Raw genomic sequence first — 11,443 nt, 5'->3', positions numbered from 1 at the left:
GTCGTCGGTCAGCTCGGCCTCGTCGAACTCGAACAGGACGTCGGCCCGCAGGGCCACGGTCTCCTGGTCGGAGTCGGCCTCCCGCTCGCCGACCACGCTCTCGGTCGTCGAGACCAGCTCGTTGACGTGCTCCTCTTCATCGGCCTCCGGGCGCCCCTGGGCCACGGGGACCGTCACCGTTTCCCCCTCCTCCGGCCAGCCCTCTTCGCGCTCTTCGGCCTCGGGCAGCTCCGAGGGGAAGTCGCGCTCCTGGCCGTCGGTGACGGGGACACCGGTGTATTCGCCGGTTCCGCCCGGCCCTTCGACGGTGACCCGCTCGGGATCGCCGCGCAACTCGGGGAAGAACACGACGAGCTCGTAGGTCACGCCGGGCTGCCACAGCTCCTCGCGGTAGAAGCCGGAGATGTCAGCGCCCAGATCTGCGTAAGGCCGGTAGCGCAGCTGTTGCACCGGGTCGATGATGCGCAGCCAGTGCGCGTCCATGGGGTTGTCGTAGGCGCCGGTGTCGATCGTGCGGTCTTCGAGGTTGGTGTACTCAATGGTCAACCGTGTCATACCGTCTACCTGCGCGAGCTCCGTCACCTCGATCCGCGCGCGAAGGGAAGCGCTCCAACTGCCGACGAAACCCTCCCGGACATAGCCTCCCTCGGGCTCACTGCCCTTCTGCTCGCCCTCCCCGTGTGGCTCGGGATCTGCACCGAACAGGCCACACCCAGTAGCGCTGAGCACGAGCGCCACTACGGCAGACCCAGCGCGACGCTGTCGGGTGGAGGAACGCCGCGAGGATGTTGTGGGACGTGATTGCTTGGATCCGGCGGGTCGATGCACCGTGCAGGCTCCTTCGCAGCTCAGGGGGGCGGTTGCAGCGCGGCCTCGGGCGGGGTGAAGTTAGTCTGGGGGCCCTGCTAGTTGGGTTGGACGCCCGAGTTCAGGGGAGTGGTTCCCTGGACACGCCTCCTGAGCGAATCGCGGCCCGCCCTGCCCAGTGGCACTTGGCTCTTCAATTCGTGCTGTCCCGCCCCATATGGCCACCGTTCGATACGACCCGCCGCCGGTGGCGAGGCTGTCGGGCACGGAAAGTGCCAGGTGCCGGCCGACGAGTTCGTCGGTTCCAAAGCCTTGCTTCACATCGACGCCTGCAGCCTGAAGGGCTCCTTCCCGGGTTCGCGGGAGTCGCCTGTGGCCCAACGCCTTCGACAAGCTCGACGCCGGTCCATCCCGCTTGCGCAGGAGTCACGTGAAGAAGGAGGAGCGTCAGAAGAGCGTCTACGGTCCATTCCCGCCTGCGTGGGAGAGCCACTTCGAGTCTGGGCTGTGGCGCTGTGGGCGACCGTCGGCCAGCCCCTCACCCGCACTGGGCTGGCTGTCCTGCACACCGCGCTTGCCGTGTCGCTGTGCGCACGCTGGCGCGGCACCGCGGCCCCGAACGGGCGCAGCGCCGCGCGTGGTGGTACCGCGACCAGCTCATGCACACCAGCGAGCTGTACCGGCGCGCCGGCGGGGACTGCGCCCAGTTCGGCCCCACCGGCGCCCCCCCCGCCAGCCACTGACCGATCCCCGGCCACGGTGTTTGGGGTGCGTCTACGCCCAGTCGGGCCCGTCGTCGGCCGGCTCGTCGTCCGGCTCCGGGGCCTCGATTTCGTCGGGGGCCGGCCCCTGCTCGTCCGGTTCGTCGCGGGTCGGGCCGAGCTTGTCTTCTATCTGTAGTGCTGGCGCCATGAGGGCTTCCTTCCTCCGCGATGCTGGGGTCGTCTATGCCCAGTCGGGCCCGTCGTCGGTGGCCTCGTCATCGTCGGGTTCCGGGGGGCCGTCGAACTCGTTTGGGTTGGGTCCTTCGTCGGGTTCGTCGCGGGTCGGGCTGATCCGGTCCTCTACCTGCAGTGCTGGCGCCATGAGGGCTCCCTCTCTTGGGTGCCGCCCACTGTGCGCTCACGCCGGGTGCTGACGCAATGCCCGGATGTGGTCACCGGCGAACCGCCACCGACCGAAAAGCCCCGGCCACCGCGCCGGGTGGCCCACCTATAGCCAGGGAGGACATCTATGGTCCGCATCGTCTCGCGCTCCGGATGGCGAGCGCGGACATCCCGCAGTCGGCAAACCGCCGGGTGGGGCAGCCGCCCCGAGGCGTCGCTGAACTATTGGGCCGGCCCCGGATCGCAGACGCCGCGCCAGATCCAGACTTCCGCACGGGCGGCAACAGGTGATCGGACGTCGGCCGCAACTTCCTCGCCGACCGCAACGGGGCACGGCCTGCGAGAGCCGCGGCTGGACGGTGGTGGGCGCGCAGCGCACAAAGAACTACCAGTGGTGGACGTCCAGCAGCTTTCGAGGCACTGCCGCCACGGTCATCGATCGTCACCAGCGTGGTCGCCCACCTGGCGCCGCACACCACGTGTCCCGGCGCCTGACACACCGCCATTCCTGAAGTCGCATCGGTCATTTCCTGCTTGAGTGGCACCGGCGGCCGTGGGCGGCGTAGGGACGCCCCGGTTCGTCAGATTGCGCTCCAGAGTGGACGGTAGACGGCAATCAGGTAGCTGTTCCGCGTGTATTCCCTGTACTTCACGACACGCTTGTCATCGCCGGGGACATTGCCCTCGATGAGGGTGTACGTGTTCGTGGAGTGCGGGTCCGCCACCATTCCCACGTGATCGGTCGGGTTGCCGTTGCTGCCGAATTTGAAGAACACCAGGTCGCCGGGTTGGGCCGCCTCCCAGCCGACCCATTGGTCATTGGACCGGAGGTAGTCGCGCCACAGCCAGGTCGCGGACCACCCGGTCGGATACGAATGGCCGCCCTGGTAGCCGACCGCGCGTTTCGTAGCCGCCGCACCCCATTGCTGATCGAAGCACCAGGAAAGGAACATGGCGCACCATGCAGCATGGTGGTCGCTGGACATGCTGGATTTCCAATTGGATGCGTAGTTGTACTTCGAGTACCCCTTGGGTTCGCCGGCCTGGCCCACCTCTGCGTCGGCGATATCCAGCACTGCCGCAGCCTGCTTGCTGCTGGCGCTGGGGCCGGCGGCAGCGGGGGCTGCGCTCAATCCGAAACCGGCAGCCAGGACGCCTGCACCCACTCCGGTCAGCACGGTCCGTCTACTGAGTTCGCCGCCGGTTCTGTTTGCTCGTGCCGTCATCTCACGTCCCTGCGTCGGGCCACCCAGAGTGCGGTGCTCTCGTTGGTCCGGCACCCTTATGGGGGGCGATGTGGATCCAAGGTTGCATTGCCGTCCAGTGCGGTCAAGGACCCCTGAGAGGGTTCGGGGAAGAGGGCTGCGATGTGCCTAAAGACTGTGCGTAATAACTCCTCGTCGTGCAATCGGTGATTCCCGAGACTGCCATCGAGAGGCCAGAAAAAGGGTCCAGGGGCCCAGGCGATTGGGCCCCGGGTTCAGGAATTGGGGTCCAGGGGCCCAGTAGTAATGGGCCACAGATCGGCGGGGCTGGAGTTATCTTATCGCCGACTCGGCAATGGCAGATTCCATTCCCGCCTGCGCGGGAGCCGCCGCGCCCGTGGAGGGGCCGGCATGCACGGCCAGCCGGCTCGCCACGATGCCACCCTCGTGCAGTGGGTACGGGTTGGCTACCTGAGTAGCGGTGCGAGATAGCCGCCCTCGGCGTTGAGGAGGTCTTTGAGCAGGCGGCATGGGCGCCAGTCCTCGGGCTGCTCTTCGGCGGTGCCGTTGGCGAGCCAGAGGTCGAGGTCGCGGAGCTGGTCGAGGGCAGCGGCGCCGTGGATGAGGGCGGGGCCATGAACCGGATCCATGTGACGGGCGGCGATCTCCAGTGCGGCAGTGCCTGCTGCCGAATCAACGCGCTGGCCTTCTTCGGATACGCGGGCCTCGCACACCAGCCGGCAGAGGTCGATCTCGGCCGGGCCGAGCACAGCGAACTCAAAGTCCAGCAGGGCGGTGACCTCGCCGTCCCACAGGGCGTTCATCAGGGCGAGGTCGCCGTGGTTGACGACCTGCTCAACCAGGGGCGCAGCCCGGAAGTACCCCTCGATGACTTCGTGGAGCCGCGATCGGTGGGCGCTGGACAGACTGAGTGCAGCGTCGGCGCGCCGAGCCGCCGCGGCGGCGTCGCCGAGCGTGGCAGGCACGAAACCCCCGTGCGATGCGACATGCGGTCGGAGAGACGGGGTCGCTCCGTGCACGGTATTGGTCCGAACCCACAGCTGGCGGATCGCCTGCTGCTGCTCCGTGGGTGCCAGCGCCGGCCACGCCTCGTGCAGGTTCTGGCCGTGAACCTCCGCGGTCACGAACCAGCCGTGGCCCTCGGCTGTGCCCTCCCCAAGCAGCTCCGGGTGCCCGACCCCGCTTGGCAGAGCACGCACGAGCGCGGCCTCGCGTGCCATACCGACGGGTGTCTGCGCGATCCGCACGGCGATGCCGCCCCCGACCCACGTCGCGTTCGAGTACCCGTTCGCCCGCCGCATCCGGGTGAGATCGCCGCCGTAGCGGGCTGCCACCACGGCGGCCAAGCCTCGGACGTATGCCGCGTCGGACGGGTCGCGAAACTGGTCGAGCGGATGGGCGTCGGCGCTCGGTTCTGGCGTCATACGCGTACTTTTCCACAGCCGTGCTGGCGCTGATCCGTGCGGAGCGGCGCCCTGCATTCCAGCACGACCCCGCGGAGTTGCTCGTAGCGGCTGCTGATGGCTGTGGCCGGTTCGGCGCTGGCGCCGGTCGGCGCGGGTGGATCTGTGCTTGAGTCTGCGTGGCGGGGGTGCCGGCCTGAGGGGAGTCGAGTGGCCGGAGCGGCCGGCCCCATCCGCGCGGTCGCACGTCTGGGCCGGGGCGGTGGTCCACGGCGGAGTTCTCCAGGCCCACGGGCCGCCCACGGAGCGTGGTCAGTGCCGGCCGGCGTCGATCTGGCGTACGTGGAACCGAACGAGGTCCCTGATCAGATCGGCGGGCAGCGGCTTCTCCAGCGTGAACCGAATCGCGTGTTCTGAAGTCGTGTAGTCCGCTAGGCGGTCCTTGTACTCCTCGATCGCCCAGGACGATGGGAAGAAGCTCATATGCTTCTTTGAAGCAGTGAAATACACCAGGGCGCGGTTCTTGTACTTCAGCGTCGGCATGCGGTAGCTGATCGATTCTTCGGCACTCGGCACCAGTTCGGCCACGAGCGCGCGAATCCTTTCGAGTTCCGTCCGGAACGCTGGATCAACCCCCTCCAGGTACTCGTCGATGCTCGCCGCCTTCTGATTCATCGCTCTGGTCCTCTCCGGGTGATCAGCGTTCAGCACCGGCAGATTCGGGTCGCACGATCTCCGCGTCTTCGCGGGCGTTCCCGCTTCCTGCCCTGGCGAACCCCACGGTGGTGGAGGCTCGTGGTGATACTTCCCGGCGCGTCCCTCACGGTCTGCATGCGGTTGCGGCGCAGGCCCGGATGGCTCCGGGCCGCGCGGGTTGGGCCGCAGGGCCCGGCCCGCCGTCCACGGGCGGGGCGGCTTCTCCTGCCCGATCGAGTCTGGGGAGGGTTCCGCGGGAGTGCGGCGGCGGGTCATGTAGACGAGGCCGGCGCCGATGGCTGCCGCGGCGCTGGCGCCGGCGATGAGTGCTCCGAGGCTCCGGTGTCTCGTCCTCGGCGGGTGCCCACTTCCGGTCCGCGCACCTGGCGGTCAGCCGTCGGCGCTGTACTCGGACTCCGTGTCCACGTGAGGGGTGCAGGGCCTCCGACCTCCGGTGCCCGCCAGTGGTGCCTATCGGCCTAGCTCGGAAGGGTTCGCAATCTCGCTTCTGCCCGGAGCTCCACGTCTGTTTTCGGGGAACGGCACCCGCCCGTTCGAGCTGGTCTGCGCATCGTGCAATCCCTTCATCCTGGTTCAGAAGCCGCTGAGATGGCGCCCTCGGGGAGGGAACAGGCCGAACAGAGGGACAAGGGCCCCGGTGGTTACTGGCTGCTCCCGTATCCAAAGGGGCTGAGTCTCGATATTCTCTGCGGGACCCCCACTGGGCAACACGGAGTGACCTTGGATCTCAGCGGCATCGAGTGGAGCGGCTTCTGGACGGCGGCAGGAGCCCTTGGATCAATTGCCGGCGCGGTCATCGCCTACCTGACTGGATTTAGGCGAGGGCATTCGAAGGCCGTCCACGACATCGTTGAGGAAGACATTCTGATCAACGGGTCGCTGAAGACCCGCTACAACTACTACGCGGAGCAGCTGGACCAGCAGATCGAAACAATTCGATTGAGTAGAAAGCTCGGGATCGAAGTTCTGGTCATCGGTGCAGCCCTCGCGGCGGCGTGGATAGTTGTCGAGGTGGTCTTCGAGTTCGAGCTTGAAGGATTCTTTGGGGAAATTTCCTCTTGGTTTGCGAGTGGCATGACTGCCGTATTGGCTCTCATGGTGGCATTTGCCGCGGTTTCGGTAAAGGCCGTGAAGGCGGGAGCGCGGTATAGAGTCCTGGTTGCGACGTTGGGTGCGGAACTCGATGACGTTGAAGGGGGGCCGAGGCAGAAGGAGTCCGACTCCGATTAAGGATCTGATTCCGAACCCGGGGTGGGGGCGAAGTGCGTGGGAAGGCGCGGTCGGCCGAGTGGTCTCAGCTTCCTCTCTTTCTCCTCGTGACGCCGCAGCTCTTCTTCACGTCGCGCATCGGGTCCGAGGAGCAGCGGTCCGGGAGCCCAGGGCGCGAGTGCCGCTGCTGGCGTGACCGCGGCGGCCTCGCGGCCCGGCCCGGCCGTCGCCGCGCCCCCTGATCGGTCGAAGTGGTGGGAGAGGGCGAAGGGACCTCCGCAGGTACTGGCGGTGTCGAACGGCACCGGTTCCGTAGGACGCCCCGGACCCTCTCCTGCTCCGGTGGGCACTTGCCGGGGGTTCCGGTCGCGGACGGCGGTCGGCGGCCAGGGTGAGCGGGGCGGCTTCGGGGTTCCCCGCATGGTGGTGGGCCCGCTGAGGCCGGGCAAGCGGCTGGAGTGCGCGGGAGGAGTGGCGGCTCCACCGGCGAATCCGTCAGGCGCCGGTAATCACCTGCGTTCCTCTCGGATGCCTCCGATGCCCGGGCGGTGGCGGCGAAGTGAAGCAATAGCGGGATGGGCCTGCGCATCGTCCCGAACCCACACTAATCTGGCGGCGCTGTGTTCCGAGGGCGGATCGGAACGGCGGCGAATCAGCAATACGTGCGCCGACAGGGGACCAGAGACCACTCGGCCCGGCCAAGTCCCCCGGGGACCGTCACTGGGCTGCCGACGACCGAGGAGGGCCGACGTGGCCATCGCTCCGGTGGAGGCGGCGCTCGTCAGCGTCCGCCGCGCGGGCGCTCCGGAATCATCGGTCGGATCAGGGTTCCTGGTGTCCGAATCGACTGTGCTGACCTGTGCGCACGTCGTATCACGGGCGCTGGGCCGCCCCGAGGACGCGCGCATCTCGCCCGAGGACCGAATCCTGCTCGCCTTCCCCCTGGTCGACGCCGGCGCCCAGGTGTCGGCCGAGGTCGTCCGCCTGGAATCCAGCGCCACCGGCGACCCCGCCGACGTGGCCGTGCTCCGGCTCCGAGGCCCCGTCCCCGGCGGGGCCAGGCCGGTCCGGATCGTCGCCGATGACGACGCCTCCCAAAGCGACGTGCGTGTCGGCGGCTTCCCCCTGGGCCGCGGCCTCGCCGCCTGGGCCAACTGCACCGTCGTGGGCCGGGCCGGTCTCGGGCTGCTCCAGGTCGAGGACCAGCGCATCATGGGCACGCGGGTGGGCAAGGGCTTCAGCGGCGGCCCGCTCTGGTCGGACGTGCACCAGGGCGTGCTCGGTATGGTCGCGCTGGTCGACCCCTCGCGCGACCGGCGCACCAGTTTCGCCGTCAGCGGCCTCGCCCTGTCCCGGGTCGTCCCCGAGCCCGCCCGCGCCGCGGTGCCCCCCACGCCCTACCGCGGGCTGCGCCCCTTCGAGGCCGCCCACGCCCACCTGTTCTTCGGCCGCGCGGAGCTGTCCCGCGCCCTCGCTGCCGACTGGGACGAACGCCGCCGCAACGTCCTGCTGACCGGGCCGTCCGGCGCCGGCAAGTCTTCGGTACTGATGGCCGGCGTCCTGCCCTTGCTGGGCGAGTCGGTCCGCGAGCGCTGCCTGCTGGTGCGCCCTGACGAACTGTCCCGACACCGGGACGAGCTGGAGGCGGCAGTCCGGCGCGGGGACGGCGACGGTTCCGGCGGAGACGGCAGCGGCGATGACGGCGGCGTCCGCCTCGTCGCCGTGGACCAGGTCGAAGAGGTGGAGGACCCCCGCGACCGGGACCTGCTACGTCGGCTCGCCGCGGCCGCGTCCCGCCCCGAGAGCCCGGTGCGCTGCCTGTTCGCGGTGCGCTCGGACCACTTGGGGGCCGTGTGCGACCGGCTCGGGCTCCCCGACGGGCATGCCCCCGCCGCGGCCGGAGTGCAGGATGAGGAGGGCGGCCCGGTCGCCTGGCGGCGCCACGAAGTCCCGCCGATGACCGACGAGCAGGTGGCCCGGGTGGTCGAGGGCCCCCTGCCACCCGGGGTGACCCTTGGCCCCGGGCTCCTCCCGGTCCTCCTCGAAGCCGCCCGGAAATGGGACACCGACACCCCCGCACTGCCGCTGCTCCAGCTCACCCTGGCCCGGCTGTGGGACGAACGACGCGACGGAGTCATCGACCACCGGGCCTACGAGCGCGTGGGGGGTCTGCGCGGCGCCGTGCACGGCTACGCCGAGCAGATCTGGGAACGGCTCGGCGAGCCGGATCGGGACGTGGCCCGGCGCCTGTTCCTGCGGCTGGTCCGAGTGCTGCGCGATGCCCCTCCCATCGGCCGCGCGGTGCCCCTCTCCGACCTCAGTGGGGCCGAGGCCGACCTGGTGCGGCGGCCCGCTGCCGACGGCCTTCTCGCCGTGCACGGGCGGGGCGAGGCGGCGGTGGTGCGCTTCACCCACGACGCGGTGATCGCCCACTGGGGCCGCCTGAGCACCTGGATCGACGACGACCGGGCCCTGCTCATTCACCGTGACGATCTGCACGCCGATGCCGACCGGTGGTCCCGGGCCGACGAAGAGGAGTCGCTGCTGCTTCGCGGCCCCACGTTGACCCGCATGCAGGAGTTGATGAAGGAACGGCCGGACTACCTGGGCGCGGCCGAACACCGCTACCTCGCCGCCTCGACCGAGGAGGAAGCGCAGAGGCGCACCCGCAAACGGCAGTGGGCGGCCGGGCTGAGCATCCTGGTGGCGCTCGCCCTCGTCGCCGCGGTCGCGGCCGAGGCTTGGCGCCGCCAGGCGGGCCAGGAGGAGCGCGCCGCCGCCTCCCAGGAGCTGGCCGCTGAGTTCGCCCAGGCCCTCCGGCACGGCGAGACCGCCCTCCTCAAGTCGGTCGCCGCCTACCGCACCGCCCCCACCCGGGCCGCCACCGAGCTCCTGTCCCGCGCCTACTTTCGCACCCGGGCGCTGGACCGGCTGATGACCCCGCCCGGCATGGCCGTCGGTGACGCGCCCTCCCCGACGGTGACGCGGGACCTGCACCGGGTGGGCCTCCACCTGGACGACCGGATGTACCTGTGGCGGCGCACCGACCAGGGGTACGAGGAAGAGGCGCTCAGCGGCACCGCCGCGCTCGCCGGCGCAGTCTCCCCGGACGGGTCCCGCACCGCGCTGCAGACCCCCGACGGGGTGCGTCTCTACGGCGCCGACGGCGCCCCCATCGCCGAACTGCCGCTGGGCTCCGACGAACCCCTGTGGCAGGCGATCGAATTTTCGCCGAGCGGCGGACACGTCGGGTTCTACGACGCCGAGCGCGGCGACCTGGCAGTTCACACCACCGGCCCGCGCCCCGAGGAGGTGCTCCGGGTCCCGGCACCCCCGAAGGAGGGCACACACAACATCTTCGCCCTGTCCGAGGACACCCTCTACGCTGACGGACTGCCCGAAGACGACGGCCCGGTGGCCGTCGCGTTCGCCGACGGAGCCCGCACCCGGCTGGAGGCCCCCGCGCTCGGGAACGACGGAATCTCGGACCGCATCACGATGTTCTCCCATGGGCCGGACGGGACCCGGCTGCTGGCCTGCGACGAGCAGGACCTCGCCGGCGCCCAGGCCGCGGAGACCGAGATCGAGGTCCACCGCCCCGTCGAGGACGGCCCCACCGACCAGTACACCTCTCCGGTGAGGTGCAGTATCGGCATGGGGCTGGGCCTGGACGGCCGCTACCTCACCGCCGACGCGTCCGCCTACGGCATGGCCTACGTGGACGCCGAGAATGGCCAGGTCGAAGCGGTCGACACCGGGTACGGCAAGGGAACACCGGCGTTTCCAGCACCTGCTGGGCCCGGCGTCCTGCGCACAGCCCATTTCGACGGCGCCTTCGACGGGGTCGGCATCTCCACCGTCGACACCCGCAGCATGTCCGCCAGCCCCGAAACCCTCGGGCTGACCCTCACCACCGGCGGCGACCGGGTGCTCAACCTGAGCGCCCCCTTCCAGCAGCGCCAGGACGAACCGGTCCGCGGTGACGGCGTGGAGGTCTGGGCCCCCGACGGCACCGAACGCCTCGGCGAGATAGACCTGCCCGGCGCGTTCGCCGCCACCGCTGACGACGAACGGATCGTGGCCGTCGGTGAGGAGCGTGTGCAGGTGCACGCGATGAACGACCAGCGGCTCCTGTGGGACCTGGATCTGCCCGGATCGGCCCTCCCGCAGGTGTCCGCCGCCGACCGTGAGCACCTGCTCGTGGTCCAGGACTCCGGGCGCGCCCGCGCCTACGACCTGGCAGACGGCGACCCGGCCGGGCCCGAGTTCACCATCCCCGTCCCCGAGGGCGACTCCCCGGCGGGGGGTAAGGCCCGCCTGCGGATAGACCCTGTCCCGGGTGAGGGACTGCTCTTCCGTGCCGTCTCCCCGGACAACGACGCGCTCACCACCTGGGACGCACGCTCCGGCGAGCGGACCGCCACCACCCCGCTGCCCTCCGGCGGCGCGTTGATCGCCTTCCACCATTCCCCGGACGAGGCTGACCGCGGACTGGCCTACACCTTCACCGACAACGACGGGTGGGACCTGTCCCTGTGGGACCTGGGCGGTGACGCACCGCGGCGGGAGAAGTCCCTGCTCACCGGGTTCGGGATCTCCTCGCTCGCCAGCGACGTGAGCGTCATCGCGGTGATGGACGGCGACACCACTCTGCGCATGTGGGACTACTCCGGTGAGGAGCTGCTGAGAGCCGAGCTGCCGTCGGAGTCGGCGAACGAGCCCCTGGCGGTGCACGGCGATACCCAGACCCTGCTCGTGCGGGGGCGGCACGGCGGGGCGCAGACCTACTCCCTCGACCCGCAGGAATGGATGCGGCACGTGTGCCAGGTGGCCGGCGACCGGGAGCTGACCGAGGAGGAGCGCAGCGATCTGCCCGCCGCGGTCGAGGCCGACGGCGTCTGCGAGTTCGAGGAGTGAGGTCCCCCTCCGGGCCGCCGGGGCCGGCCCCGGGCCGACGGCGAGGCCGGGGCGGCAG

The 11,443-nt window shown here is 70.1% G+C and carries 8 protein-coding genes and 1 pseudogene; 3 read left to right on the top strand and 6 right to left on the bottom strand.

Annotated elements, in window-relative coordinates; all coding sequences use genetic code 11:
* Positions 1-555: pseudogene (locus tag ACYVGT_RS09785) on the bottom strand (OmpA family protein); the annotation flags it as partial.
* A gap of 839 nt (positions 556-1,394) precedes the next feature.
* Between ACYVGT_RS09785 and ACYVGT_RS09780 the strand changes: the two are divergent.
* Entirely contained in the window at positions 1,395-1,550 is a 156-nt protein-coding gene (locus ACYVGT_RS09780; RefSeq protein ID WP_460856224.1) for a hypothetical protein, read from the top strand.
* Positions 1,551-1,581: 31 nt separating this feature from the next.
* On the opposite strand, the gene ACYVGT_RS09775 is transcribed toward ACYVGT_RS09780, so the two are convergent.
* The 5 genes from ACYVGT_RS09775 to ACYVGT_RS09755 all read right to left on the bottom strand — a co-directional run bounded on the left by ACYVGT_RS09775 (position 1,582) and on the right by ACYVGT_RS09755 (position 5,217).
* The gene (locus ACYVGT_RS09775) at positions 1,582-1,719 is read right to left on the bottom strand and encodes a hypothetical protein (RefSeq protein ID WP_460856222.1); all 138 of its coding nucleotides are present in this window, start codon (positions 1,717-1,719) and stop codon (positions 1,582-1,584) included.
* A gap of 33 nt (positions 1,720-1,752) precedes the next feature.
* Positions 1,753-1,893: a hypothetical protein gene (locus ACYVGT_RS09770; RefSeq protein WP_460856220.1), complete on the bottom strand. Its 141-nt coding sequence runs from the start codon at positions 1,891-1,893 to the stop codon at positions 1,753-1,755.
* 601 nt (positions 1,894-2,494) lie between these two features.
* Entirely contained in the window at positions 2,495-3,139 is a 645-nt protein-coding gene (locus ACYVGT_RS09765; protein ID WP_460856218.1) for a CHAP domain-containing protein, read from the bottom strand.
* 446 nt (positions 3,140-3,585) lie between these two features.
* Entirely contained in the window at positions 3,586-4,563 is a 978-nt protein-coding gene (locus ACYVGT_RS09760) for a phosphotransferase family protein (RefSeq protein ID WP_460856215.1), read from the bottom strand.
* A gap of 291 nt (positions 4,564-4,854) precedes the next feature.
* A complete protein-coding gene (locus ACYVGT_RS09755; protein ID WP_460856212.1) occupies positions 4,855-5,217 on the bottom strand; it encodes an iron chaperone in 363 nt (120 codons plus the stop codon).
* A 762-nt stretch (positions 5,218-5,979) separates the two neighbouring features.
* Between ACYVGT_RS09755 and ACYVGT_RS09750 the strand changes: the two genes are divergently transcribed.
* Both ACYVGT_RS09750 and ACYVGT_RS09745 read left to right on the top strand, forming a co-directional pair.
* Positions 5,980-6,489, top strand: a complete 510-nt coding sequence (locus ACYVGT_RS09750; protein ID WP_460856210.1) for a hypothetical protein — start codon at positions 5,980-5,982, stop codon at positions 6,487-6,489.
* Between the two features lie 729 nt (positions 6,490-7,218).
* Positions 7,219-11,385, top strand: coding sequence for an nSTAND1 domain-containing NTPase (locus ACYVGT_RS09745; RefSeq protein ID WP_460856207.1), 4,167 nt, complete (start codon positions 7,219-7,221; stop codon positions 11,383-11,385).
* Positions 11,386-11,443: the final 58 nt, after the last annotated feature.

The sequence above is a fragment of the Nocardiopsis coralliicola genome (genome assembly GCF_054779695.1).
The sequence above is the reverse complement of the archived record's forward strand: the minus strand, read 5'-3'. Positions and strand labels throughout refer to the sequence as shown.